This window comes from Streptomyces sp. NBC_00286 (genome assembly GCF_036173125.1).
Taxonomy (GTDB): domain Bacteria; phylum Actinomycetota; class Actinomycetes; order Streptomycetales; family Streptomycetaceae; genus Streptomyces.
Window position 1 is genome coordinate 7,327,000 of sequence record NZ_CP108054.1, and the last position, 26,231, is coordinate 7,353,230.

24 protein-coding genes are annotated in these 26,231 nt (G+C 68.7%); 13 read left to right on the top strand and 11 right to left on the bottom strand.

Annotated elements, in window-relative coordinates; genetic code table 11:
• The first annotated feature begins 108 nt into the window (after positions 1 to 108).
• Positions 109 to 585 (top strand): MerR family transcriptional regulator, encoded by a 477-nt coding sequence (locus tag OHT21_RS33195; protein WP_328771948.1) that lies wholly within the window; start codon positions 109 to 111, stop codon positions 583 to 585.
• Positions 582 to 1,598 (top strand): aldo/keto reductase, encoded by a 1,017-nt coding sequence (locus OHT21_RS33200; protein WP_328771949.1) that lies wholly within the window; start codon positions 582 to 584, stop codon positions 1,596 to 1,598. Before OHT21_RS33195 ends, OHT21_RS33200 begins: the two co-directional genes overlap by 4 nt.
• 163 nt (positions 1,599 to 1,761) lie before the next feature.
• On the opposite strand, the gene OHT21_RS33205 is transcribed toward OHT21_RS33200, so the two are convergent.
• From OHT21_RS33205 to OHT21_RS33230, 6 genes are all read right to left on the bottom strand, one after another.
• Positions 1,762 to 2,472: a response regulator transcription factor gene (locus OHT21_RS33205; RefSeq protein ID WP_328771950.1), complete on the bottom strand. Its 711-nt coding sequence runs from the start codon at positions 2,470 to 2,472 to the stop codon at positions 1,762 to 1,764.
• Positions 2,469 to 3,953 carry a sensor histidine kinase gene (locus OHT21_RS33210; protein WP_328771951.1) on the bottom strand — a complete coding sequence of 495 codons (1,485 nt, stop codon included), beginning with the start codon at positions 3,951 to 3,953 and terminating at the stop codon, positions 2,469 to 2,471. The genes OHT21_RS33205 and OHT21_RS33210 overlap by 4 nt, the downstream gene beginning before the upstream one ends.
• Positions 3,954 to 4,048: 95 nt before the next feature.
• Entirely contained in the window at positions 4,049 to 4,261 is a 213-nt protein-coding gene (locus OHT21_RS33215; protein ID WP_328771952.1) for a hypothetical protein, read from the bottom strand.
• 58 nt (positions 4,262 to 4,319) lie between these two features.
• A complete protein-coding gene (locus OHT21_RS33220) occupies positions 4,320 to 5,183 on the bottom strand; it encodes a DUF4429 domain-containing protein (RefSeq protein ID WP_328771953.1) in 864 nt (287 codons plus the stop codon).
• Between the two features lie 67 nt (positions 5,184 to 5,250).
• Positions 5,251 to 6,471, bottom strand: a complete 1,221-nt coding sequence (locus OHT21_RS33225; RefSeq protein ID WP_328771954.1) for an alpha/beta hydrolase — start codon at positions 6,469 to 6,471, stop codon at positions 5,251 to 5,253.
• Between the two features lie 159 nt (positions 6,472 to 6,630).
• Positions 6,631 to 7,296, bottom strand: coding sequence for a TetR family transcriptional regulator (locus OHT21_RS33230; protein WP_328771955.1), 666 nt, complete (start codon positions 7,294 to 7,296; stop codon positions 6,631 to 6,633).
• Positions 7,297 to 7,519: 223 nt separating this feature from the next.
• Here OHT21_RS33230 and OHT21_RS33235 point away from each other — a divergent pair, with 223 nt between their 5' ends.
• Both OHT21_RS33235 and OHT21_RS33240 read left to right on the top strand, forming a co-directional pair.
• Positions 7,520 to 9,142 carry an MFS transporter gene (locus OHT21_RS33235; protein ID WP_328771956.1) on the top strand — a complete coding sequence of 541 codons (1,623 nt, stop codon included), beginning with the start codon at positions 7,520 to 7,522 and terminating at the stop codon, positions 9,140 to 9,142.
• A 280-nt stretch (positions 9,143 to 9,422) separates the two neighbouring features.
• A complete protein-coding gene (locus tag OHT21_RS33240; protein ID WP_328771957.1) occupies positions 9,423 to 9,731 on the top strand; it encodes a small hydrophobic protein in 309 nt (102 codons plus the stop codon).
• Between the two features lie 121 nt (positions 9,732 to 9,852).
• Here OHT21_RS33240 and OHT21_RS33245 read toward each other — a convergent pair whose 3' ends face one another.
• Together OHT21_RS33245 and aceE are read right to left on the bottom strand one after the other, a co-directional pair.
• Positions 9,853 to 10,620 (bottom strand): potassium channel family protein, encoded by a 768-nt coding sequence (locus OHT21_RS33245; protein WP_328771958.1) that lies wholly within the window; start codon positions 10,618 to 10,620, stop codon positions 9,853 to 9,855.
• Positions 10,621 to 10,778: 158 nt separating this feature from the next.
• Entirely contained in the window at positions 10,779 to 13,526 is a 2,748-nt protein-coding gene (gene aceE, locus OHT21_RS33250) for a pyruvate dehydrogenase (acetyl-transferring), homodimeric type (protein ID WP_328771959.1), read from the bottom strand.
• Between the two features lie 479 nt (positions 13,527 to 14,005).
• On the opposite strand from aceE, the gene OHT21_RS33255 reads away from it, so the two are divergent.
• The 6 genes from OHT21_RS33255 (at position 14,006) to OHT21_RS33280 (ending at position 18,676) form a co-directional block, all read left to right on the top strand.
• Positions 14,006 to 14,443, top strand: coding sequence for a DUF3052 domain-containing protein (locus OHT21_RS33255; RefSeq protein ID WP_328771960.1), 438 nt, complete (start codon positions 14,006 to 14,008; stop codon positions 14,441 to 14,443).
• Between the two features lie 322 nt (positions 14,444 to 14,765).
• Positions 14,766 to 15,224, top strand: coding sequence for a peroxiredoxin (locus OHT21_RS33260; RefSeq protein WP_328771961.1), 459 nt, complete (start codon positions 14,766 to 14,768; stop codon positions 15,222 to 15,224).
• A 113-nt stretch (positions 15,225 to 15,337) separates the two neighbouring features.
• Positions 15,338 to 15,913, top strand: coding sequence for a TerD family protein (locus tag OHT21_RS33265; protein ID WP_033320773.1), 576 nt, complete (start codon positions 15,338 to 15,340; stop codon positions 15,911 to 15,913).
• Positions 15,914 to 16,038: 125 nt separating this feature from the next.
• A complete protein-coding gene (locus OHT21_RS33270; protein WP_328771962.1) occupies positions 16,039 to 16,614 on the top strand; it encodes a TerD family protein in 576 nt (191 codons plus the stop codon).
• 49 nt (positions 16,615 to 16,663) lie between these two features.
• On the top strand, positions 16,664 to 17,809 hold the full coding sequence (locus OHT21_RS33275; protein WP_328771963.1) for a DUF475 domain-containing protein: 1,146 nt from the start codon (positions 16,664 to 16,666) through the stop codon (positions 17,807 to 17,809).
• A 126-nt stretch (positions 17,810 to 17,935) separates the two neighbouring features.
• Positions 17,936 to 18,676 (top strand): TerD family protein, encoded by a 741-nt coding sequence (locus OHT21_RS33280; protein WP_328771964.1) that lies wholly within the window; start codon positions 17,936 to 17,938, stop codon positions 18,674 to 18,676.
• A gap of 43 nt (positions 18,677 to 18,719) precedes the next feature.
• Here OHT21_RS33280 and OHT21_RS33285 read toward each other — a convergent pair whose 3' ends face one another.
• Complete coding sequence (locus OHT21_RS33285) at positions 18,720 to 19,550, bottom strand: TerD family protein (protein WP_328771965.1); 831 nt, start codon at positions 19,548 to 19,550, stop codon at positions 18,720 to 18,722.
• A gap of 197 nt (positions 19,551 to 19,747) precedes the next feature.
• On the opposite strand from OHT21_RS33285, the gene OHT21_RS33290 reads away from it, so the two are divergent.
• From OHT21_RS33290 to OHT21_RS33300, 3 genes are all read left to right on the top strand, one after another.
• Entirely contained in the window at positions 19,748 to 20,920 is a 1,173-nt protein-coding gene (locus tag OHT21_RS33290; RefSeq protein ID WP_328771966.1) for an HpcH/HpaI aldolase/citrate lyase family protein, read from the top strand.
• Between the two features lie 156 nt (positions 20,921 to 21,076).
• Positions 21,077 to 23,593, top strand: a complete 2,517-nt coding sequence (locus OHT21_RS33295; RefSeq protein ID WP_328771967.1) for a phosphoribosyltransferase — start codon at positions 21,077 to 21,079, stop codon at positions 23,591 to 23,593.
• Positions 23,593 to 24,432 carry an HAD family hydrolase gene (locus OHT21_RS33300; protein WP_328771968.1) on the top strand — a complete coding sequence of 280 codons (840 nt, stop codon included), beginning with the start codon at positions 23,593 to 23,595 and terminating at the stop codon, positions 24,430 to 24,432. Before OHT21_RS33295 ends, OHT21_RS33300 begins: the two co-directional genes overlap by 1 nt.
• Here the strand turns inward: OHT21_RS33300 and OHT21_RS33305 are convergent.
• Both OHT21_RS33305 and OHT21_RS33310 read right to left on the bottom strand, forming a co-directional pair.
• Positions 24,341 to 25,162, bottom strand: coding sequence for a DedA family protein (locus OHT21_RS33305; RefSeq protein ID WP_328771969.1), 822 nt, complete (start codon positions 25,160 to 25,162; stop codon positions 24,341 to 24,343). The genes OHT21_RS33300 and OHT21_RS33305 overlap by 92 nt on opposite strands.
• 832 nt (positions 25,163 to 25,994) lie before the next feature.
• Complete coding sequence (locus OHT21_RS33310; RefSeq protein WP_328771970.1) at positions 25,995 to 26,219, bottom strand: FmdB family zinc ribbon protein; 225 nt, start codon at positions 26,217 to 26,219, stop codon at positions 25,995 to 25,997.
• Positions 26,220 to 26,231: the final 12 nt, after the last annotated feature.

Consider the following 26,231-nt stretch of genomic DNA (forward strand, 5'->3'; position numbering starts at 1 on the left):
CCCCGGACTTTACCGAGGCCGCTTAGCGGCCTCGGCCGCGGACAGTCCCGTGGATTTCGCCGGAATCCGCTTGCTTGGAGTGCACTCCAACGTCCTAGCGTTGAGGCCATGACGGTGACGGAGACCACGAGCACCAGTAGGACCAAGACCGACAGCTGCACCGCCCCGTTCAGCACCGCGAACCGGCGTCCGGACGGACAGGACCACTACACGATCAGCGAGGTCGTCGCCTTCACCGGCCTCACGGCGCACACCCTGCGCTGGTACGAGCGCATCGGACTGATGCCACACGTCGACCGCTCCCACACCGGGCAACGCCGCTACAGCAACCGCGACCTCGACTGGCTCGACCTCGTCGGCAAGCTGCGTCTGACCGGCATGCCGGTCGCGGACATGGTGCGGTACGCGGAACTGGTGCGCGAAGGCGACCACACCTACGGCGAGCGCTTCGAGCTGCTGCAGACGACGCGGGAGGACGTACTGGCTCGGATCGCCGAACTCCAGGACACGCTCGCCGTGCTCGACCGGAAGATCAATTTCTACGCGGACGCCGGGCAGGCCCTGGCGTCGGAGAGGTCCCGATGACGGACAGCAAGATCGCGAAGGTGGAACTCGGCACGGGCGGCCCCGAGGTCGGCGTACAGGGCCTCGGCTGCATGGGGATGAGCTTCGCGTACGGCCCCACGGACGCCGACGAGGCACGGGCCACCCTGGAGCGGGCGCTGGAACTCGGCGTCACGTTCTACGACACCGCCGATGCCTACGGCCAGGGCGAGAACGAGAAGTTCCTCTCCCCGTTCTTCAAGGCCTACCGCGACGAGGTCGTCATCGCGACGAAGTTCGCCCTGTCGATCCCGCCGGACGAGCCGACGAAGCGCATCATCCGCAATGACGCGCCGTACATCCGCCAGGCCGTGGAGGCGAGCCTGAAGCGCCTGGACGTCGACGTGATCGACCTCTACTACATGCACCGCCGCGACCCGAACGTCCCCATCGAGGAAACCGTCGGCACCATGGCCGAGCTGGTCCGCGAGGGCAAGGTCAAGCACCTCGGGCTGAGCGAGGTCACCGGCGGCGAACTGCGTGCGGCCCAGGCCGTGCATCCGATCGCGGCCGTGCAGTCGGAGTGGTCGCTGTTCAGCCGCGACATCGAGGTCGGTGTCGTACCGGCCGCGCGCGAACTGGGCGTTGCCCTGGTGCCGTACTCGCCGCTCGGCCGCGGCTTCCTCACAGGTTCCTTCGCCAACGCCGAGAGGGACCTGACCGCCGACGACTTCCGCCGTATGCAGCCCCGCTTCACGGGCGAGAACGCGGCCGCGAACGTGGACCTCCTCGAGCCGATACGCGCGGTCGCCGACTCCCACAGCGCCTCGCTCGGACAGATCGCGCTGGCGTGGGTCCAGCAGCAGGCGACGACACACAACCTGCCGGTCGTCCCCATCCCCGGCACCCGCAAGCGCAGCCGCATCGAGGAGAACGTGGCCGCCACCCGCATCGTCCTCGACGAGGAGGACCTGGCCCTCCTGGAGCCGATCGCCTCCAAGGTGGCCGGAAACCGGTACGCCGACATGACGTTCACGTCGGCGGGCCGAGAGTAGGTCCCGCTGCGGGGTCGGTTCCCGCCCGGCGTCCATGAGGTGCTGGCGATACCTCCCCGGTCAGGTGGTCGGTCGCGGAAATGTGACAGTCGCGCGGGCAAGTGTCACATCCCCGCGACCGCCTCCCCGCCGGGAGCAGCGCGGAGCCGTCCGGCCCGGCGGCTCACCGGTCGCCGGGCGTGACCAGCCCCGACTCGTACGCGAAGATCACCGCCTGCGCGCGATCGCGCAGGTCCAGCTTCGCCAGTACGCGGCCTATGTGGGTCTTCACCGTCTGCTCGGCCAGCACCAGATGGTTCGCTATCTCCTGGTTGGACAACCCGCGGGCGACCAGCTCAACGACCTCCGTCTCACGCGGTGTCAGGCCGTCCAGCTGAACGGCGGGTCTTCTGCGCTGCGCGGGCCGCTGCTGCGCGAAGTCCGCGATCAGACGGCGCGTCACCTTCGGGGCGAGCAACGCGTCCCCCGCGGCCACCACCCGCACCGCCGCGATCAGGTCCGCGGGCGGCGCGTCCTTGAGCAGGAACCCGGAGGCTCCGGCACGCAACGCCTCGTACACGTAGTCGTCCGCGTCGAAGGTGGTGAGCATCAGCACCTTCGGCCGGCTGACGGCGGCCCCGTCGTCGTAGGTCTCGTGGTCCTTGTCTTCCTCCTGTGGGTCCAGCAGTATGCGCGCCGCGGCCAGTCCGTCCATCTCCGGCATCCGTACGTCCATGAGCACGACGTCGGGCCGCGTGCCACGGGCCAGCTCGACACCCTTTCTGCCGTCCGCCGCCTCGCCCACCACGTCGATATCGCTCTGCGCCGCCAACAGGGCCGCGAAACCGGCGCGAACCATGGCCTGGTCGTCGACGATGATCACGCGGATGGTCATGAAGCGCCCGGCTCCTTTGCGGGATCCGCAGGATCCGCGGTCGCCATGGGCGCCACGGGTCTCTCCGCGGACGATGCGGGATCGGCCGTAAACCATGCGGGCTCAACCGCAGACGATGCCGGCTCCTCCGCGGACGACGAGGGCTCGGCCACCGGCAACCGCGCCGCCACCCGGAACCCACCACCTGGCAGCGGTCCGACATCCAGCGTGCCGCCGACCAGCCGTACGCGCTCGCCCATGCCGACCAAACCGTGCCCGGTGCCGCTCGACTCCAGGCCCGAAACCGGCTTCTCCGCGGGCCCGTTGACGACGAGCACCGTCAGATGCCGGCCGTCGGTGGACAGCGACACCTGGGTGGGGGCGCCGGGGGCGTGCCGCACCACGTTGGACAGGGCCTCCTGCACGATGCGGTACGCGGACAGGTCCACGGCCGGTGACACCTTCGGCCACCCCTCCTCGTCCTTTTCGAGAACCGGCTTCGGAAGCGACAGTTCGACCGGGACACCTCCGCGTCTGGTGGCCTCGACGAGCTGGCGCAGCTTGTCCAGGCCCGGCTGCGGCGCCCGTTCGTCCCGCGCGTCCTCACTGCGCAGCACCTCGAGGAGCCGCCGCATCTCGCCCAGCGAGTCACGGGCCCCGACGGCTATCGACTCGAACTCCCTGCGTATGTCGTCGGAGACGCCACTGAGCCGGTACGGAGCGGAGTCCGCCTGGACCGATATCACCGTCATGTGATGGGCCACCACGTCGTGCAACTCCCTTGCGATACGGGCCCGTTCCTCCAGAAGCGTGCGCCGGGCGCGCTCGGTCTCGCTGATGGTCTCCTGCTCGACGAGCCGCCGCCGGGTCTCGCCGCGCTCGCGTATCAGGGTGCCCAGCAGCAGTGCGGCACCGCTGAGGACGATCATCAGCACGCTGGTGTCCTGGCTCTCAGGGGCGTGGGGCGCGCCCAGCACGAGGCTCGCGGCCACGGTGGCCCCCCAGACGCCGATCACGGTGCGGCGCGGCTCGCGCAGGGAGAGCGCCAGGCACAGCACCACATAGCCCACGATGACCATGGCGGTGAAGGGAGAGGGCTGGCCGTCGTCGTGGCCCAACAGCACGATCGCCCCGATGACATCTGCCACGAAGACGATCCACCACGCGGCCAGCGGTCGGCTAACGGCCAGCAGCAGAGGTGCGGCCTGGGCGAAGCCGAGCGCCCCGGAGAAACCGTCGTTCACCCCGTAGTCGGTCCCCAGCACCTGGGCCGTGACCGGCACCAGGACGGCGGCGAAGCCCAGCACGATCACATACGGCAGCCGCCGCATCCACCGCTTGGGCGCGTGGGCGAAGAGGGGCTCGGCCGCACCGCTCGGCGGCACGAAGGCCGTCGCGGCCTCACGCAGCGCGGCGAGCGCACGGTGCCGCACCCCGTGCCCGGACCGCTCTTCGGCCGGTGCGCGGGGCTCCTGACGGGGAGGAGTCGCTGCATTGCTCATGGCCTGATCAGCGTAGGCGCGAAGATCCCACCACCGCGTCCTACCTGAGAGCCCATCCGCACGTCATACCCAGGTACGAGCGGTATGACGACGAGTCACGCACGCCCGATCGCGGACCGCCCGATCGCGGACCGCCCGATCGCGGACCGGCCGATCGCGGACCGGCCGATCGCGGACCGGCCGATCGCGGACCGGCCGATCGCGGACCGGCCGATCGCGGACCGGCCGATCGCGGACCGGCCGATCGCGGACCGGCCGATCGCGGACCGGCCGATCGCGGACCGGCCGGTCACAGAACGGCCGGTCACAGAACGTCCGGCCACTGCACGCCAACTCGCGGCACAACAGGTCACCGCACGACGACCGTCACAACTCCGCCAGCAACTCCGCCTTCTTAGACGTGAATTCCTCGTCCGTCACCAGCCCCGCCTGGTGCAGCTCCCCCAGATGCCGGATCCGCTCCGCGATGTCCGCGGGATCACGGTGCCGTGCAGCCGGGGCGCCGTCACTCTTCGCCGGAGGACCGGCGGCGCGTACGGCCGCGAGGACCGAGGCCGCGAACGGCAGCGACTCGTGCACAGGCCCGTAACCGAGGCCGAAGACGACCGCCGCCGGATCCTGGTCGGCCTGCGCGGGCTGGGTGTAGGCCGGGTCGCGGTGCAACAGCCGCAGATGGCCCTCGAAGACCTCGGGCGACCGCCACTCGACGCCGCTCAGCTCCGAGACCGCGAAACTCTGATCGCCCGCCTTCCACTTGGCGGACGAGGCGCCCGTCCAGAACCAGCGGAAGGACACCGACTTGCCGTCGAAGGACGCCTTCCCGTCGTACGCCTTGAACTGCAGCGGCGTCTCGGGCGGTTCCACCAGATACCGCTCTGCCTCGGCCGCGTCGTCGGGAATGAGCTGAGCCCGCAGCTCGTCGGCGTAGTACTCGGCGAGCGTCTCGCGGTCGCCGGGCAGCACCAGACGGTAGGGATCGCACGCTTCCTTCAGCTGTCCCGCCGCCGCCTCCATCAGGGGGTCCGCGCCCGGTCTCGGCTCGGCACGCAAGACGACCGTCCCGCGCTTGCCCGGGGTCAGCGTCACCGCTGCGATCGCCTCGATCGGGATACGGCGCTCACCGAGCGCCTGGAAGAGCTTCGGCGTACGGATCCCCCGTTCGAAGCGGATGAGCACGGAGTCGGAGTCGAACTCCCAGGCGGCATGAAATCCGGCCAGTACGTCACCCATGCGGGCCATCGTATGCGCCATGCGCTTCCTCGTCCCCTCCCCGTGCGAACCGCTGTTTCTTCGCCCTCTACGCGCGTCCGGCTTCAGCCATGTCGGACAAACCCTTCTGGCACACGTCATCCTCGTGTGCGCAGCTCACCGCCCGGTACGCGCCAACGCCGATCTCGGCGAAGTTGCGCAGGCTCTCCGTACCCGGCTCGAAATAGCCCGCGTGGCCCTTCGCGCCCCACGCGGACAGCACCCGCGCCCCGAATCCCGAGGACACCGGATCGGCCCCGTGACCGAGCCAGCCGACCGCCATGTACGGCACGTCCTGGATCCAGTCGTCGGAGTCCCGCGTGGCCCACACCCGCGCCGAGGTGCCCAGCTGCGCGGCGTTCGCCACCCGCATCCCGGGGCTGCCCGCGACCGCTATGTCGGAGACCCGGGACGGCAGCGCGTGCGCAGCGACACCGCAGACCACGGAGCCGTAACTGTGGCAGTACAGCGCGATGGGCGAGCGGCCGGGCAGCGTCCGTACGAGCGTGTTGAGCCGCACGGCGCCCTCCTCGGCGCGTACGCCCGTGGCCGCGTCCATACCGAGCCCGCTGGGCGCCGTGTAGTCGGCCCAGGCGATCACGGCCGTACGCGTACTCGGGCTCGCCGCGCGCTCCTCCAGGTACAGGGACCTCGCCATGCCGACGGGCGCGGCGAACTCGCGGTCGGTGCGCTGGAAGTTCAGTACGTCGGTGTCGACGCCCGGCACGACGACCGAGACGCGCTGCGCCTTGCCCAGGTCACCGAAGACCTCGGCGATCCGGCCCGCGCCCAGCGGGTCGAAGGCAAGTAGCTGACGGCCCTCGGCCAGCAGGTCCTCGTAACGATGCATACGGCGGCCCGCCTCGTGCTGACCGGCGGGCGAGAGCCGTTCGTCGTGCATGCGTTCTCGCTCGGTCTTGCGTGCCTCGTCGATCGCGATGCGGTTGGCGCGGTAGCGGAGTTTCACCGGCGCCCCGTTCATATTGCCGACCGCGAGCGGATAGCGGGCGGCGAGCCGGTGCCGCTGCTGGACGTCGAGCGACGCGAAGAAGCGGGTGAGACGGGCCGGAGCGGCATCCGGATCCGGCAGCGAGCGTCCGCCGATGCTGCCGCGCTCCCAGGCGGAGAGGGAGGCTTCGAGCGGCGTCGGGGCGGCTCTGTGGTTGCGTACGACGGTCCAGCCGGTGGTCGCCAGCATGACGAAGACGACGGCCAGAGCGAGGAGAGCGCGCCAGACGTTGAGTTGGGGAGGGGAGTCGAAGGAAGTCACTGGGAGGACACACTAAGAGAACAAGAGTGTCTCGCGTTAACCGAGTGAGGGGGATCACGTTTCTCAGTGGGTAATTGGGGCAATCCGGGCTCAGTGGGAGTTAAAGCCTCACGCTGTGTAGGTGATTGAAGCGTCACGCCCCGTATGGGAGTTGAATCGTCACGCCCTGTCGCCGTCCGTTTTGCCTTGTACGTTCCAGTCCTTGGCCAACGCGGGTCCCACCTGGTCGAGATAAGCGGTGGTCAGCGCGCGAATCGCCTCGACGCTGATGTCGTCACCCGTGCTCCATCGCTGCCCGGTCACCCGCATCACGCCACTGAACACGGCCACCGCCACCCGCGGCCGCGGATCGGCGTCCACGTCCAGGCCCTCACGCTCGGCGATCAGATGCGCGAGCTTCTCCTCCAGCGCCGCGGTGCGGCGCAGATGGGCGGCGAGCAGGGCGGGTGTCGACTCGATCAGCTGGAAGGTGCGCATGTGGAGTTCGACCGGGATGACGCTCTCGATCGTCTCGTGCAGGGTGTCCCAGTTCTCCAGGACGGCACGGCGTAGCGCCTCCAACGGGCTCTCGGGGGGCGGCCGTTCGCGCACCAGGTCGAGGAAATGCGCCTCCGTCATCTCCAGTACGGCGAACGCGGCCTCCTCCTTGCCCGCGAAATAACGGAAGAACGTGCGCTGTGACACATCGACGGCTTCGGCGATCTCGTCGACTGTCGTCCCCTCGTAGCCCTTGCTCGTGAACAGCTCCAGAGCGGCCCGTACGAGCGCGTCCCGGGTCCGCTGCTTCTTGCGCTCGCGCAACCCGGGGCGGGGCAGCGTATCCATAGGCCCTCCCTTCCGAGCTGCCTGAAATGCACAACTGTCCGGACTGTCCGGACTGTCTGGACTGTTCGCGCCAAGCCTTGTTCGCTCCCAAGCCTTACTCAGGCCGCGCCCAAGGCCCGTCCCAGCCTTTTTGTCCCGCTCACCCTATCCGTGCGTGACGTGACAGTTACCGACTTGTGAATCGGTTCGTCAAGTGTCAGTGGCTGCCATTAGCCTCGAACGCATGACTAGTCAGACCACTGTCGACAAGACGGGCTCGGGGGACAAGACGCCAGTCGTCCCGTCGGACCGGACAACGGACCGGGGGCTTCGCGGCCACCCCTGGTTGACCCTCATCACCGTGGCCGTGGGCGTCATGATGGTGGCCCTCGACGGCACCATCGTGGCCATCGCCAACCCGGCCATCGCCACGGACCTGGGCGCCACTTTCGCCGACGTCCAGTGGATCACCAACTCGTACTTCCTGGCACTCGCCGTCACGCTGATCACGGCGGGCAAGCTCGGCGACCGGTTCGGGCACCGGCAGACCTTCCTCATAGGCGTCGTGGGCTTCGCGGCGGCCTCGGGCGTGATCGGCCTGTCCAGCTCCATCGGCATGGTGATCACGTTCCGCGTCTTCCAAGGCCTGTTCGGCGCGCTGCTGATGCCGGCCGCGCTCGGACTGCTGCGGGCCACCTTCCCCGCCGAGAAGCTGAACATGGCCATCGGCATCTGGGGCATGGTGATCGGCGCCTCCACCGCAGGCGGCCCTATCCTCGGCGGCGTGCTGGTGGAGCACGTCAACTGGCAGTCCGTCTTCTTCATCAACGTCCCCGTCGGCATCCTGGCCGTCGTCCTCGGCGTATGGATCCTTACCGACCACCGCGCCGAGAACGCGCCGCGCTCCTTCGACCTGCTCGGCATCGGGCTGCTGTCCGGCGCCATGTTCTGCCTGGTCTGGGCGCTCATCAAGGCCCCCGAGTGGGGCTGGGGCGACGGTATGACCTGGACGTTCCTGGGCATCTCCGTGCTCGGCTTCGCCCTGTTCGCCCTCTGGGAGACCAGGGTCAAGGAACCGCTGATTCCGCTGGGCCTGTTCCGTTCCATACCGCTGTCGGCGGGTGTGGTCCTGATGATCCTGATGGCCATCGCCTTCATGGGCGGCCTCTTCTTCGTCACCTTCTACTTGCAGAACGTGCACGGCATGAGCCCCATCGACGCCGGCCTGCACCTGCTGCCGCTCACCGGCATGATGATCGTGGGCTCGCCCCTCGCGGGCGCCATGATCACCAAGGTGGGGCCGCGCATCCCGCTCGCGGGCGGCATGGCGTGCACGGCCATCGCCATGTACGGCATGTCGACGCTGGAGAAGGGCACCGGCAGCGGCGTCATGTCGATCTGGTTCGCCCTCCTCGGCCTCGGACTCGCGCCCGTCATGGTCGGCGCGACCGAAGTCATCGTGGGCAACGCGCCGATGGAGCTCTCCGGTGTCGCCGGCGGTCTCCAGCAGGCCGCGATGCAGATCGGCGGCAGCCTCGGTACGGCGGTGCTCGGCGCTGTGATGGCCTCCAAGGTCGACAACGACCTCGCGGGCAACTGGGCGGAGGCCAAGCTTCCGCCGCTCTCCGAGGCCCAGCTCCACCAGGCCTCCGAGGCGGTCCAGGTCGGCGCCGCGCCGGTGCCGCCGGACACTCCGGCCCCGATCGCCGAGAAGATCACGGACGTCGCCCACGACACGTTCATCTCCGGCATGAGCCTGGCCAGCCTGGTCGCCGCCGGGGTCGCAGCCGTCGCGGTCCTCGTCGCCTTCCTCACCAAGCGCGGTGCCAACGCGGACGCCGCCGGGCCGGGGGCGGGGCACATCTAATCGGCCGCCCATCCCGCCTGACACCCCGTCGGGTCCGCCCGACGGGGTTCGCCTATCAGGGTGACTGGTGTCCATAGGACTTTCGTACGGCCCTTGCCGGGGGCCAGAGTGGTTCAACTGATCCGTACGCCACGGCAGTCGGGCCAGGCCGCGGCGCGCCGCCGGAGGGGGATGGCGCGCCGCGGATTCAACTCGCGGTCCCAGAGAGCGTGTCTAGGGATGACGAACCGGGGTACCCGCCGCATCGAGCCCGAACCGGCAGCAAAACCCCAGGGAGTTGATGATGGCGGGCTTCGGACACACCACGCGCAAGCACCCCCGCTCACGTAGCCGGACGTGGTCACGGAGTGGGCCGGATCGCGCGACGCTCGGAATCATCGGAGCCATCTGCGCGGTCGCCGGCTTCTTCGCACTGGGCATCGTTCTCGGCCCGGTGGCGATCGCCTGCGGCTGGCTCGCCATGGGACGCAGCTGGAGCGGCGCCCGCCCGGTACCGGCAGTGATCGCCGTAGTGCTGGGCACGATCGACACGATCCTGGCGATCGTCTGGCTCGCCGGGGCAGGAACTCCCGCGGCCGGAATGTTCTGATCCGCGGTCTGCGGGACGTGAGGGGAGCCCCGCGCTCCGTCAGGGGCGCGGGGCGGTCACGTGCGTAGGGCGCTGTGCAACGGCCCTGTTCACGGTCGTGCGTACGGCCCTGGACACGGGCCTATACGTGGTCGTGCGTACGTCCCTTCCCGGGAAGCGTTCCCGGGGATTCGGACAGCGCGGCTACCTGGGCGCGCAGCGCCCGAACTTCCTCTGACAGAGCCTCGATCGCGGCCGTCTGCCGGCGCTCCTCCACGTCGTCCGACTCGAAGCGGGCGATGAACCAGGCCGCGATGTTGGCGGTGACGACACCGAGCAGGGCGATCCCGGAGAGCATCAGCCCGACGGCGATCATGCGGCCGAGCCCGGTCGTCGGTGCGTGGTCGCCGTAGCCGACGGTCGTCATGGTGGTGAACGACCACCACACCGCGTCACCCATCGTCTTGATGTTGCCGCCCGGCGACTCCCGTTCCACGGACAGCACGGCGAGCGAGCCGAACATCATCAGCGCCACCACGGCGCCCACGACGTACGTCGTGAGCCGGATCTGCGTGGCCATCCTGGCCCGCTGTCCGACGAGCAACACGGTGGCCACGACTCTGAGCAGTTGCAGCGGCCGGATCAGCGGCAGCAGTACGGCGCACAGGTCGAGCCAGTGCGTACGTACGAACTCCCCGCGCCGGTCGGCCAGTACGAGCCGTACCAGGTAGTCGAAGGAGAAGGCTCCCCACACCACCCACTCCACGACGGCACATGCGTCCATCACGGCGCGACTGGCGTCGGGCCAGACGATCGGCACCGCGTAGGCGGCGGCGAACACCACCGCCATCCCCATCAACGGCTGCTGAGTACGCCGCTCCCAACGAAGCTGCGCCGATCCCTCGTTCATACCCGCATTATCAGGGGCGGGGCCGCGGGCAGATGACGGCTCCGTTGTGGCTGGCGGTTCCGGAAGCGCCCTTCAGGGGCGCGGGGAACTGCGCGACCAGCCACAACGGACCTGCAGTCAAGGAACGGACCTTGGAACCGCCCTCTTAAGCGGAGCGCTTACGCGTCGCCTCCCGCGGCACCCGGATCCGCCGCCGAAACATCCAGCAACTGATACCGATCAACGGCCTGCTTCAAGGCCGAGCGATCGACCTTCCCCTCGCGGGCGAGCTCCGTCAGGACCGCGACCACGATCGACTGCGCGTCGATGTGGAAGAAGCGGCGAGCCGCCCCGCGGGTGTCCGCGAAACCGAAACCGTCCGCCCCCAGGGACTGGTACGTGCCGGGTACCCAGCGCGAGATCTGATCCGGAACCGATCGCATCCAGTCGGAGACCGCCACGAACGGACCCTCGGCGTCCGACAACTTCCGCGTCACATACGGAACTCGCTGCTCTTCCTCGGGGTGAAGGAGATTGTGCTGCTCCACTTCCACGGCCTCGCGTCGCAGCTCGTTCCAGGAGGTCGCCGACCAGACGTCCGCCTTGACGTTCCACTCCTCGGCGAGGATCTTCTGCGCCTCGACGGCCCACGGAACGGCGACACCGGACGCCATGATCTGCGCGGGAATGGAGCCCGAAGTGCCTGCCGAGAAGCGGTGGATGCCCTTGAGGATGCCCTCGACGTCCACGTTCTCCGGTTCGGACGGGTGCTGGATCGGCTCGTTGTAGACGGTGAGGTAGTAGAAGACGTCCTCGCCGTGCGGGTGCTCCTCGGAGGAGCCGTACATCCGGCGAAGCCCGTCCTTCACGATGTGCGCGATCTCGAAACCGTACGCCGGGTCGTACGCGACACAGCCCGGGTTCGTCGAGGCCAGCAACTGCGAGTGTCCGTCCGCGTGTTGCAGACCCTCACCGGTCAGCGTCGTACGGCCCGCGGTCGCGCCCAGTACAAAACCGCGCGCCAACTGGTCGGCCATCTGCCAGAACTGGTCACCGGTGCGCTGGAATCCGAACATCGAGTAGAAGACGTACACCGGGATGAGCGGCTCGCCGTGCGTCGCGTACGCCGAACCGGCCGCGATCAGCGACGCCGTGCAGCCCGCCTCGGAGATGCCGTCGTGCAGCATCTGCCCGGTCGGCGACTCCTTGTACGCGAGCAGCAGATCACGGTCGACCGCCTCGTACTGCTGGCCGAGCGGGTTGTAGATCTTCGCGCTCGGGAAGAACGAGTCCATGCCGAAGGTGCGGTACTCGTCGGGCGCGATCAGCACGAACCGCTTGCCGATCTCCTTGTCCCGCATGAGGTCCTTCAGCAGCCGTACGAACGCCATGGTCGTGGCGATCGACTGCTGACCGGACCCCTTCTTCACACTCGCGTACGTCTTGTCCTCGGGCAGCGCGAGCGGCTTCGAGCGCACGACGCGGGTCGGGACGTAACCGCCCAGGCCTTTGCGGCGGTCGTGCATGTACTGGATCTCCTCGGAGTTCGGGCCCGGGTGGTAGTACGGCGGCGGGCCCTCCTCCAGTTCCTTGTCGGAGATCGGCAGGTGCAGGCGGTCGCGGAAGCCCTTGAGGTCGGCGACCGTCAGCTTCTTCATCTGGTGCGTGGCGTTACGGCCCTCGAAGTTCGGGCCGAGCGTCCAGCCCTTGATCGTCTTGGCGAGGATCACCGTGGGCTGGCCCTTGTGCGCCTTGGCCGCCGAGAACGCCGCGTAGATCTTCCGGTGGTCGTGGCCGCCGCGACCGAGGTGCAGGATCTGGTCGTCGGTCATGTTCTCGACCATCGTCCGCAGCCGCTGGTCGTCGCCGAAGAAGTGGTCGCGGATGTACGCGCCGGTCTCGGTGGCGTACGTCTGGAACTGGCCGTCCGGCGTGGTGTTCATCTTGTTGACCAGCACACCGTCGCGGTCCTGGGCGAGCAGCGGGTCCCAGGTGCGGTCCCAGACCAGCTTGATCACATTCCAGCCGGCGCCCCGGAACTGGGACTCCAGCTCCTGGATGATCTTGCCGTTGCCGCGTACGGGACCGTCGAGCCGCTGGAGGTTGCAGTTGACGACGAAGGTCAGGTTGTCCAGGCCCTCGCGCGCGGCGATGGACAGCTGGCCGAGCGACTCCGGCTCGTCCATCTCGCCGTCGCCGAGGAAGGCCCACACATGGGACTTGGAGGTGTCCGCGATGCCGCGGGCCTCCATGTAGCGGTTCATCCGCGCCTGGAAGATCGCGCCCAGCGGGCCGAGGCCCATGGAGACGGTCGGGAACTCCCAGAAGTCGGGCATCGAGCGGGGGTGCGGGTAGCTGGACAGTCCGTCCGGGTACTTCGACTTCTCCTGGCGGAAGCCGTCGAGCTGCCCCTCGGAGAGGCGGTCCAGCATGAAGGCGCGTGCGTAGATGCCCGGCGAGGCATGGCCCTGGAAGAAGACCTGGTCGCCGCCGTCGCCCTCGTCCTTGCCGCGGAAGAAGTGGTTGAAGCCCACGTCGTAGAGGGAGGCGGAGGAGGCGAAGGTGGCGATATGGCCGCCGACGCCGATGCCTGGGCGCTGGGCCCGCGAGACCATGACCGCGGCGTTCCAGCGGGTCGCGTTGAGGATCTTGCGCTCGATCTCCTCGTTGCCCGGGAAGAACGGCTCGTCCTTGGTGGCGATGGTGTTGACGTAATCCGTGCTGCGCATCTCGGGCACGGCCACGCGCTTCTCGCGGGCCCGCTCGATCAGGCGCAACATCAGATACCGGGCTCGCTCCCGGCCGCGCTGGTCGACGGCGGCATCGAGGGAATCGAGCCACTCCTGGGTCTCTTCGGGATCGAAGTCAGGTACCTGACTCGGAAGGCCGCCAATGATGATCGGGTTGCGATCGGGTCCGGAAGCCACGCTGTTCCTTCGCTTTCAGGGAGGCCGTTCTTCTCGGTTCTTCTTCTCGGCTCTGCTGGGTCGTTGCTCGGTGTTCTCGCCGCTGCGCTCGGGGTTCACACCGATCCCCATCGTGTACCTCGGGAACGGAAACGTCACCTCTACCGAGGGGTAACCAGGACGTTCACACGGTTCCCCGGGGACGGGCCCGGCAAATCGCAACGATACGCCCGACCCGTGACGCGGTCCGCAAAGTCATTCGAGTCCCGTACCCTCGAAGGGTTCCGAAATTCACAAAGCGGGCAGATCGCTGTGGTGTGTGTCACCTGGAGCCGTGATTGGCTGTCTGGAGTTGCGGCGACACCGCCGGGATCGTCACCGTTTCGGCGGTCTCAACGGCCGGGTACTTGCGCGATCCGTCCCGCCCGTGTGGACTACGGCCAATGCTTCGCGCACGCGCGTGGCTTGAACCTTTACCAAACATGATCAGGAGGCAACCCGTGAGCGCGACCGCGGACCACGCGGAGGAGCGGACGAGCCTGGCCGCCAGGCTGGGATTCCAGCCCGAGCAGGTGGTCCAGGAGATCGGCTTCGACGACGACGTCGACCAGGAGCTCCGCGAGGCCATTGAGGAAGTGATCGGCAGCGAGCTCGTGGACGAGGAGTACGACGACGTCGCCGACGCCGTGGTGCTCTGGTTCCGTGACGACGACGGCGACCTGACGGATGCGCTGGTGGATGCCACCACGTACGTCGAAGAGGGCGGCGGCATTCTGCTGCTGACGCCGAAGACCGGCCGTGACGGCTATGTGGAGCCGAGCGATATCGCCGAAGCCGCGACGACCGCGGGGCTGTCCCAGACCAAGAGCATCAGCGTGGGCAAGGACTGGAGCGGCAGCCGCCTGGCTACGCCGAAGGCGGCCAAGTCCAAGAGGTGACGTTCTCGTCGTACCGGAGGGGCTCGCTTTTGCGGGCCCCTCCGGGCTTTGCGGGCTCGTTTTGGGTGCGGGTGTGTGGGGGAGGCGGGCAGTCGCAGGTTTTTAAGGGGCGCGGGGAACTGCGCGACCAGCCACGACGCACCCGCACCCGCGACACAGCGTGTCACCCCCCGCCCGGTAGGCGCCCCACCCACCCGCCGGAGGCGGGGGGCCTGGGGGCGCAGCCCCCGGTTTCGGGAAGGGGCGGGGCTGGGGAAAGAAACCCCCGGTGATCGTAGGGTGGGGCATGCCCGACTACCCCCCAGGAAGGGATGGCAGGACCATGGCGATCGAGGTCGGCGACAAGGCGCCGGACTTTGCGCTCAAGGACAACCACGGCGCCACCGTGAAGCTCTCCGACTTCCGCGGAGCCAAGAACGTAGTTCTGCTCTTCTATCCGTTCGCCTTCACCGGCGTGTGCACCGGAGAACTCTGCGCCCTCCGCGACAACCTGCCGAAGTTCACCGACCGCGAGACCCAGCTGCTCGCCGTCTCCAACGACTCCATCCACACGCTGCGCGTCTTCGGCGAGCAGGAGGCCCTGGAGTACCCGCTGCTCTCCGACTTCTGGCCGCACGGCGAGGTCTCACGGGCATACGGCGTCTTCGACGAGGACAAGGGCTGCGCGGTGCGCGGCACCTTCGTCATCGACAAGGACGGAGTCGTCCGCTGGACCGTCGTGAACGGGCTTCCGGACGCGCGTGACCTGAACGAGTACGTGAAAGCGCTGGACACTCTGTGATTCTTCGCCCGCAGGGCCTGCGTCAATAGGGAACCCCTCACTAGGATCGACACGTTGATCCGATACCAACGCACTACGGGGCTCCCCGCCCCTGGACACCAATGGGAGGACTCGTGGGAGTCAGCCTCAGCAAGGGCGGCAACGTATCGCTTTCGAAGGAGGCGCCGGGCCTTACCGCGGTCATCGTCGGTCTGGGGTGGGACGTCCGCACCACCACCGGCACCGACTTCGACCTCGACGCCAGCGCCATCCTGACCAACGCCGAGGGGAAGGTCAGCAGCGACGCCAACTTCGTGTTCTTCAACAACCTGAAGAGCCAGGACGGCTCGGTCGAGCACACCGGTGACAACCTCACCGGTGAGGGTGAGGGCGACGACGAGCAGATCAAGGTCAATCTCGCCGGCGTTCCGGCGGACGTGGAGAAGATCGTGTTCCCGGTCTCGATCTACGACGCCGAGAACCGCCAGCAGTCGTTCGGCCAGGTCCGCAACGCGTTCATCCGCGTCGTGAACCAGGCGGGCGGCGCGGAGATCGCGCGGTACGACCTCTCCGAGGACGCCTCGACGGAGACCGCCATGGTCTTCGGCGAGCTGTACCGTCACGGCGCGGAGTGGAAGTTCCGCGCCATCGGCCAGGGCTACGCCTCGGGCCTGCGCGGCATCGCGCAGGACTTCGGCGTCAACGTCTGAGCCTTTTCGGTTCCTGTTCGCAGAGGACAGGACCTGCCGCTTCACCTCCGTCCGGCGTCGCACACCACTAGTGCGGCGCCGGACGCGCTCGACAACTGAAGGCTTGACCGGGGAGGAACAGAAACATGGGCGTCACGCTCGCCAAGGGGGGCAATGTCTCCCTCTCCAAGGCCGCACCGAACCTCACACAGGTGTTGATCGGGCTCGGCTGGGATGCGCGCTCCACCACCGGAGCCCCGTTCGACCTCGATGCCAGCGCACTGCTGTGCAACTCCGGGCGGGTGCTCGGTGACGAGTGGTTCATCTTCTACAACCAGCTCAAGAGCCCGGACGGCTCGGTCGAGCACACGGGCGACAACCTCACCGGCGAGGGCGACGGCGACGACGAGTCGATCCTGATCGACCTCTCCAAGGTGCCGGCCAACGTCGACAAGATCATCTTTCCGGTGTCGATTCATGACGCCGACAACCGCGGCCAGACCTTCGGCCAGGTCAGCAACGCGTTCATCCGCGTCGTCAACCAGGCCGACGGCCAGGAGCTCGCCCGCTATGACCTCTCCGAGGACGCCTCCACGGAGACCGCGATGATCTTCGGCGAGGTCTACCGATACGGCACGGAATGGAAGTTCCGAGCCGTTGGACAGGGGTACGCGTCGGGGCTGCGGGGCATCGCTCTAGACTTCGGAGTCAATGTTTCGTAAAGCCGCGCGCGGCGCGGGGGAGACCCGTACACAGATGATTGGGTAGCCAGTGGTTCTGAAAACCTTCGGCTGGTCGTTCGCGGTCACCGCGCTCGGCCTGGTCGCAGCGGTGCTGTTCGGAGGATGGGGCGCGTTCGGGATCGTCCTGATCCTGTCCATCCTTGAGATCTCGCTGTCCTTCGACAACGCGGTGGTCAACGCCGGAATCCTGAAGAAGATGAATGCCTTCTGGCAGAAGATCTTCCTTACCATCGGCATCCTGATCGCCGTCTTCGGAATGCGGCTCGTCTTCCCCGTGGTGATCGTGGCGGTCAGTGCCTCCCTCGGCCCCATCGAGGCCGTCGACCTGGCGTTGAACAACCCGGACCGCTACGAGGAGTTGGTGACCGACGCCCACCCGTCGATCGCGGCCTTCGGCGGTATGTTCCTCCTGATGATCTTCCTCGACTTCGTCTTCGAGGACCGTGAGATCAAGTGGCTGGGCAAGATCGAGCGTCCGCTGGCCAAGCTCGGCAAGGTCGACATGCTCTCGGCCTGCATCGCGCTGATCGTCCTGCTGGGCGTCGCGCTGACCTTCGCCCAGAACGCCCATCTGCACTCCGGGTCCGCCAACAAGGCGGAGACAGTACTGCTCTCCGGCGTCGCGGGCCTTGTCACGTACCTGGTGGTGGGCGGTCTCTCCGGCTTCTTCGAGCACCGGATCGAGGAAACGGAGGAGAAGGAGCACGAGGCCGAGGAGGAGGCCAAGAAGGCCGGGAAGCCGGTCTCCGCGGTGGCGCTGGCCGGCAAGGCGGCCTTCTTCATGTTCCTCTACCTGGAGGTTCTGGACGCCTCGTTCTCCTTCGACGGTGTCATCGGCGCCTTCGCCATCACCAACGACATCGTGCTGATGGCCCTCGGCCTCGGTATCGGCGCCATGTACGTCCGGTCCCTCACCGTCTACCTCGTCCGCGAGGGCACGCTCGACGACTACGTCTACCTGGAGCACGGCGCGCACTACGCGATCGGCGCGCTCGCCACGATCCTGCTGATCACCATCCAGTACGAGATCAACGAGATCATCACCGGTCTCATCGGCGTCGTCCTGATCGGCTGGTCCTTCTGGTCCTCGGTCCGCCGCAACCGCGAACTGGCGGCCGCCGAGGGAAAAGCTGACGCCTCGGGCGACAAGCCAGAAGTCTCGTCCGGGGTGTGACACCCCTCCCGTTGAGGAACGCTCTGAGGCGGGGCGGCCACGAGGAAGTCCTTGTGGCCGCCCCGTCGTCGTATCTGTTGTATTCGTTGGTGTTCGCCGAGCTGAACAGCTAACCGTGGGGGTGGAATGAGCTTCTGGGACGGTCTGTGGCGTGGCGGGCGATCGACTCAGTTCGATTCGGGGAGCGCGGCGACCAACGCCATCACGCTCACCAAGCGGAACCAGTCGGTCTCGCTCACCAAACAGGGCGCGGCCAACGGCAATCTGCGGATCAACCTGTCCTGGCGGATGCGCACGTCCGACATAGGCGGCGGCCGGCGCGGCAGCCTGCTGCGCCACCCCTTCCAGGCGTTCAAGCCCGAAGTGGTGCAGGCGCACACCGAGAGCATGGTCAACGTCGACCTCGATCTGGGCTGCCTGTACGAGCTGACGGACGGCACCAAGGGCGTCGTACAGCCGCTGGGGAGCTTCTACGGAGAGCTCAACGGACCGCCGTACGTGAAACTCAGCGGTGACGACCGCTTCGGCTCGGGCTCGGGCGAGACGATCTTCATCAACCTCGACCACCGGGAGCAGATCAAGCGGCTCCTGGTCTTCGTCTACATCTACGACCAGACCCCGGCCTTCGACCGTACGCACGCCATCGTGACCCTCTATCCCAGCAACGGCCCGCGGATCGAGGTCGGCCTCGACGAGCGCCACCCACAGGCCCGTTCCTGCGCGGTGGTCATGATCGAGAACGTCAAGAACGAGCTGCTCGTGCGACGCGAGGTGAAGTTCGTGTACGGGTTCCAGGCGGAGCTGGACCGGCTGTACGGCTGGGGGCTGCAGTGGGGGCGCGGCTACAAGGCGAAGGCCGACCGTTGAGCCCCGTACGCCTGAAGTGGGTGCCCCGGCCGCGGAGTGGTGCTCACCGCCCGACGAACTGCGGTCCCTGCGGCGGCAGTTTGAACTCCGGGTCGGGGAGGGCCGGGACCGGGTGCGGATAGCCGTACGCGGGCTGGGCCGTCGCCGCGGCGGGCTGGGCCGGGGCTGCCTGCGGGTAGGCGTACGAGGCCGGCTGCGGGTAACCGTACGCCGGCTGGGTCGTGGACTCCGGGGGGTAGCCGTACGCGGGCTGCGCCGGCTGCTGGGGGAGACCGGAGGCGGCGGGCTGCTCGGGCGGCAGCGGCGCCGAGTTGCCGGCGGACTCGGGCTCGGAATCGTCCACCATGATGCCGAAGTCGCTGGCCAGGCCCTCGATGCCGTTCGAATAGCCTTCGCCGAGCGCCCGGAACTTCCAGCCCTTCCCGCGCCGGTACAGCTCGCCGCAGATCAGCGCGGTCTCCTCGCCGGTCTCCGGCTTGATGTCGAAGTACGCCAACGGCTCACCGTCGGCGACGGAGGCGTCGTACAGCAGGATCCGCAGGGCGGGTACGCGGTCGAAGGTGACGTCGTCGGCCGAGGCGACCAGCAGGATCCGCGTCACCGCGCTTTCGACGCCCGCCAGGTCCGACTGGATCGTGTCGGTGAGCCCCTCGGTGACCCGCTTCTTGCCGAGGCGCCAGACCTTGCCGGAGGGGTGCCGGGGCTGGTTGTAGAAGACGAAGTCCTCGTCGGATCGCACACGATCGTCAGGCCCGAGGAGCAGCGCCGAGGCGTCCACGTCGGGCACGCCCTGCCCCGGCGACCAGCGCAGCACGGACCGTACCGCCTTGGCGTCCAGCGGTACGTTCGACCCTTTCAGCATCGCGTGCGTCATGCGGTCATCCTGCCTTCTCGGTCCTGGTCACGACAACGCGGGTGCGCCACAACCCTTTCGATGTGACGCTGGAGGACATGGTTGTGTTCGTGTGCGTTACCTGAATTTCATGCCCGGCGGGAACCTCGGACATGGATCTCTACGTACTATTACCGGCCACATATCGTCAGGCGTCTCAGCCGCCCCGGGGGAGTCACATGCGTCATTTCGGGCACATCGCTCCGGAGGTGCGGCAGCGCCTCTTCCATCAGGAACCCCGCGTCTTCACCGCGGAATCCCCGGCTCGGATGCTCTCCGTGGCCCTCGGCGCCACGCTGTACAGTCCCGCGACCAGACCGAGGCTGGCCGAGGACATCGTGAAGCAGATCGGGCGCGGTGTGGTCTCGATGGTGCTGTGCCTGGAGGACTCCATAGACGACGCCGAGGTCGCGGGCGCCGAGGAGAACCTGGTCCGGCAGTTCGAGGAGCTGGCCGCGGGCTGCCCGGAGACCGAACTGCCGCTGCTGTTCATCCGGGTCCGTACGCCGGAGCAGATACCGGACCTCGTCGAGCGGCTCGGCGACGCGGCTCGGCTGCTGTCCGGTTTCGTGCTGCCGAAGTTCACCGAGGAGCGGGGCGTGCCGTTCCTGGAGGCGCTCACCGCGGCCGAGGCCGCGAGCGGGCGGCGGCTGTTCGCCATGCCCGTCCTCGAATCGCCGGACCTGCTGTACCGCGAGTCGCGCGTGGAGACCCTGACGGGCATCTTCCGCGCCGTGGACAAGTACCGCGACCGGGTCCTCGCGCTCAGGCTCGGCGTCACCGACTTCTGCTCCTCCTACGGGCTGCGCCGGGCGCCCGATATGACGGCGTACGACGTGCAGATCGTCGCCTCCGTGATCGCCGACGTGGTGAACGTGCTGGGGCGGGCCGACGGCACCGGATTCACGGTGACGGGGCCCGTGTGGGAGTACTTCCGGGTCCAGGAACGCATGTTCAAGCCGCAACTGCGCCGCAGCCCCTTCACCCCGGAGGCCGAGGACCTGCGCAACGCGCTGATCGAGCACGACATGGACGGGCTGCTGCGCGAGATCTCTCTCGACCGGGCCAACGGTCTGACCGGCAAGACCTGCATCCACCCCTCACACGTACTGCCCGTACACGCACTGTCGGTGGTCAGTCACGAGGAGTACAGCGACGCTCAGGACATACTGCGTCCGGAGCGTGGCGGCGGTGGCGTCATGCGGTCCGCGTACACGAACAAGATGAACGAGGTGAAGCCGCACCGCGCCTGGGCCGAGCGCACCCTGCAGCGCGCCGAGGTCTTCGGCGTCGCGAACGAGGACATCGGGTTTGTGGAGCTGCTCGCCGCGGGGCTGGCCGGTCAGACGTAGGGAATCGCCGCAGGGCTGCCCGGCCAGATACTGGGATCTGCCGCCGGGCAGCCGGCCAGACACAGAGATCTGGCGCCGGCCGAACCGGCCGAGAGTGCTGCCGGGTCGACGCGGCCGAAAATGCTGCCGGGTTCTCCGGCCGAACACAGGGATTTAATGAGAAACGTGGTGTGGACCGGTACCTGGGTCGCCGAGCGGCTCGGCGTCGAACTCGTCGGTGACGAGAAGCTGAGCGAGCTGCTGGGGCTCGCCCTGCGGCGCAACCCCAAGCGCGCGCATCTGCTGGTGTCGAACGTGCTGGGCAAGCACGTACCGCAGAGCCCGCGCACGGTGTGGCAGTCCGGGTACGAACTGGGCCACCGGGTGCGCGAACTGCTCGGCGAGGCGGGGGCGAGCCGGTCCGTGGTGCTCGGCTACGCGGAGACGGCGACGGGCCTCGGCCACTCGGTCGCGGACGGCCTGGGCCTCGCGCCCTACCTGCACTCGACGCGGCGCCCCGTCGACGGCGTCGAGCGGGCGGGCGGCTTCGAGGAGTCCCACTCCCACGCCACCTCGCATCTGCTGCTGCCGGAGAAGCCCGGGCTGCTCGCGGGCGACGGTGCGCTGGTCCTCGTGGACGACGAGTTCTCCACGGGAAACACCGTCCTCAACACGATCCGCGCGCTGCACGAGCGCTACCCGCGCGGGCACTACGTGATCGTCGCGCTCGTCGACATGCGCTCCCCGGCCGACCAGGGCCGCCTCGACGCCTTCGCCCTGGAGATCGGCGCCCGCGTGGACCTGGTGGCGGCGGCCTCGGGGACGGTGCGGCTGCCCGACGGCGTACTGGAGAAGGGGCAGGCCCTGGTCGCCGAGCACGAGTCGGCCGGAGCACAGCTGCCGGGGCCGGCGGGGCTTCCGGCGCCTTCGGAACGCGGCACCGTCGCGCGTGTCGAGCTCGGCTGGCCGCAGGACCTGCCCGACGGTGGCCGACACGGCTTCACGCCCGAGCACCGCATACGCCTGGAAGGCGCGCTGCCCGCCATGGCCGCGCGGCTCGCGGACGCGCTGCCGGACGGGGCGCGCCGCGTACTCGTCCTCGGCTTTGAGGAGTTGATGTACGCGCCGCTGCGGCTCGGCGTCGCGCTGGAGGAGCTGACCGACGCCGAGGTCCGCTACTCCACCACGACCCGCTCCCCGGTCCTCGCCGTCGACGACCCCGGTTACGCGATCCGCAGCCGCCTCGTCTTCCCTGCCCACGACAATCCGGACGACGGCCCTGGCGAGCGGTACGCCTACAACGTCGCGGGCGGCGGATTCGACGCCGTCGTCGCCGTGGTCGACTCGGTCGCCGACACGCCCGAACTGCACGCCCCGGCCGGCCTGTTGGCGCGACTCGCCGCACACACCCCGAGCGTGCTGCTCGCCGTCATCCCCTCGTACACGCCGTCGTACGTCCCTGCCGCCACGCCCTCGTACGCCTCCACCTCCACTCCGTCGTACGCACCCACCCCGCAGCTGTCCGAAAGGTCCGCCATGCTGCCCGAGCCCCTTCGTGGCCCCGACTTCTCCTCGTATGCCCCTGATGAGGTCGGCTGGCTGCTCCAGGACCTCTCGGACGTGACGCTGGAGGCGCCGACGGAGGAGCGCGAGGAAGCGATCCAGAGCGGGGGCGCGCACTACGCGGAGTCGCTGCCGGTGGAGTACCAGCCGAGCGACCGGTACCAGGAGCTGTTCCGCGCCGCGCTGGACACCTCGGCCGCCCGCATCGCCCAGGCGGCCGGAGCCGTCACGGAGACCGTGCTGGCCGAACGGTCCCCGCGGCCCGTCCTCGTGTCGCTCGCCCGCGCCGGCACCCCCATCGGCATCCTGATGCGCCGCTGGGCCCAGCACCGGCACGCGATCGACCTGCCGCACTACGCCGTCTCCATCGTGCGCGGGCGCGGCATCGACGCCAACGCGCTGCGTTGGCTGGCCGCCCACCACGACCCGGCCGATGTCGTCTTCGTGGACGGCTGGACCGGCAAGGGCGCCATCACCCGCGAACTCTCCCAGGCCATCGAGGAGTTCGAGGCCTCCGACGGCATCACCGGCTTCGACCCGGAGATCGCGGTGCTCGCCGACCCCGGCTCCTGCGTACGCACCTACGGCACCCGCGAGGACTTCCTCATCCCCTCCGCCTGCCTCAACTCCACGGTCTCCGGACTCATTTCGCGTACGGTGCTCCGCGCCGACCTGGTCGGTCAGCACGATTACCACGGCGCGAAGTTCTACCGCGAACTCGCCGGCGCGGACGTCTCCGTCGACTTCCTGGACGCCATCTCCGACCGCTTCGACGAGGTCGGCGACGCGGTCGACACCCTGGTCAAGGAGCTCCTCTCCATGGACCGCAGCCCAACCTGGGAGGGCTGGGCGGCAGTTGAGCGCATCAGCGAGGAGTACGGCATCCACGACGTGAACCTCGTCAAGCCCGGCGTCGGCGAGACGACCCGCGTACTGCTGCGCCGCGTCCCCTGGAAGATCCTCGCCCGCGCGGAAGCGGGCGCCGACCTGGACCATGTACGCCTGCTCGCCGAACAGCGCGGGGTGCCCGTCGAGGAGGTCGCCGAACTCCCGTACACCTGCGTCGGGTTGATCCACCCCAAGTACACACGCGGGGCGACCGGCGCCGACGGCAAGGCGGTGAGCGCCTGATGTCCTCTCCGAAGGTCCTCGTGGCCAGCGACCTCGACCGCACGCTCATCTACTCCGCCGCCGCACTCGCGCTGCCCCTGCCGGACGAGCGGGCGCCGCGGCTGCTTTGCGTCGAGGTGTACGAGAGCAAGCCGCTGTCGTACATGACCGAGACCGCGGCCGCACTGCTCGCCGAACTCGGCGAACTCGGTGACGAGGCCCTCTTCGTACCGACCACCACCCGTACGCGTCAGCAGTACCGCCGCATCCAACTCCCCGGCCCCGCACCGAAGTTCGCGATCTGCGCCAACGGCGGCCACCTCCTCGTCGACGGTGCCTCGGACCCGGACTGGCACGCCCAGGTCACCGAGCGACTGGCCGGCGAGTGCGCCCCGCTCGCCGAGGTACGGGACCATATGACGGCCACCGCCGACCCCGCGTGGGTACGCAAGCATCGCGTCGCCGAGGACCTCTTCGCGTACGTCGTCGTCGAGCGCGAACTCCTCCCCGAGGACTGGGTCAAGGAACTGGCCGTCTGGGCGGAGAACCGCGGCTGGACCGTCTCCCTCCAGGGCCGCAAGATCTACGCCGTGCCGAAGCCGCTCACCAAGAGCGCCGCGATGCACGAGATCGCCCGCCGCACCGGAGCCGACCTCACCCTCGCAGCGGGCGACTCCCTCCTCGACGCCGACCTCCTGCTCGCCGCGGACCGCGGCTGGCGCCCGGGCCACGGCGAACTGGCCGACGTGGGCTGGACGGCCCCCGGGATCACCTCTCTTCCAGAGCGGGGTGTCGCCGCGGGTGAGCGGATTCTGCGGGAGTTCCTGCGGGAGGTGCGGTCGGCGCGGGAGGCTCGGTAGGGCCAGGGCTCTCCGTGGTGGCCGCGGCGGACGAGCCGACGGACGAGGCTATGGAGGCTTCCCCATCCTTGGTGCGCCGTCGCCCGTCGCGCTCGCCCCGCCCCGGCCTGAAGAGCCGTACGCCTGCGAAAAGCAGCACCGCCAGTACCGCCGCGACCAGCACCACCTTCGAGTAAGCCGACACATAGCCGGTGACCTCCGTCCAGTTCTCGCCGAGCAGATAGCCGGCGAGGACGAAGATGGTGTTCCAGATCGCGCTGCCCAGCGTGGTCAGGCAGAGGAAGACGGGCAGGCGCATGCGCTCGACGCCCGCGGGCACGGATATCAGACTGCGGAAGATCGGGATCATCCGTCCGAAGAACACGGCCTTGGTGCCGTGCCGGACGAACCAGGCCTCCGTCTTCTCTATGTCCGCGACCTTCACCAACGGCAGCCGGGCCGCGATCGCCACCGTGCGGTCACGGCCGAGCAGCGCCCCCACGCCATACAGCGCGAGCGCACCTATGACGGAACCGGCCGTCGTCCACAGCAGCGCAGCGAACAGATTCATCTGTCCGGTGCTCGCCGCGAACCCCGCGAGCGGCAGGATGACCTCACTCGGCAGGGGCGGAAAGAGGTTCTCCAGGGCAATGGCGATACCCGCGCCCGGCGCCCCGAGCGTGTCCATGAGGTTATTGATCCACTGAGGAGCGCCGCTGTCCGCCGCGACGCCGGCTGCGATGGCTGTCATGCCCCACACGCTAGAAAACCGAAGCTGAAGAGACCCTGAGGACGACCGCAAGTTTCCATGCGGTCAACCGCAGGCCGGAATTGCGGTTTTCCGCAGTGCGTGGCGACGTGGCGTCCCGCTAGCGTGGCGATCATGCGAGATGTGGCACGACGTGGGGCGTGGTGCGGGGTGGGGCTCATGACGGGAGCCGCCTCGGCCGCAGTCGAGCTGCTTTTCACCGTGCTCTCCGGCCTCGCCCTGTTGCCCGTACTGGCCTGGCCGCGCGGCCGGCAGGCCGTGCTCCGGCCCGTGTTCGCGGGTGCGCGGAGACTGACGCAATTCGAGCGCCGACGGCTCGGGACCTGGCTGAGCGTGTCCGTCTCTCCCGCGTACGAGGACGCGCGCGCCCTGCGGTACATCGCGTGCCGCTGGGCCCTTGGCGCGCTGGGCGCCGTCGTGATGCTGGCGGTGGCGGCCGGACTCGTCTACAGCACGTACTGGATGTTCGCCTGGATCGTCGACGGCGTCGAGCACCCCTGGGCGATCGTCTTCTCGTCCTTCGGCGGTCTCTTCCTGCGCTTCCTCGCTGTGCAGGGGATATTCGGAGTCGCCGAGCTGGAGCGGCAGTTGGCCCGGCATTTCCTCGGGCCCAGCCACCAGGAGGAGTTGGAGCGGCGGATCGTGGAGCTGGCCGCGAGCCGCGCCGCGGTGGTGGACGTGGGAGCACGAAGGGGAGGCGCGAGGAGGAGAGCGCGGCTGCGTGGAGCAGCGACTCCTCCACGGCTGAGTGGCGCCCGGAAGCCGCCGGGGTCAGCCGCGGCAGCCCCCGATGTCACCGCAGCAGCCCCCGGCGTCAGCCGCAGCAGCCCCCGCCGCAACACCCTCCGCCGCTCGTCTTGGGGGCGGCCGGTGCGGTCGCGGGTGCCGAGGCCGAGCCGCCGACGGCGACCGTCGACAGCAGCTTTACCGTGTCGTCGTGGCCGGCCGGGCAGGCTGCGGGGGCGGACGACTCGGACATGGGGCGGCTCTTTTCGAAGGTGTCGCCGCAGGTCCGGCAGCGGTATTCGTAGCGAGGCATACGGACAGATTA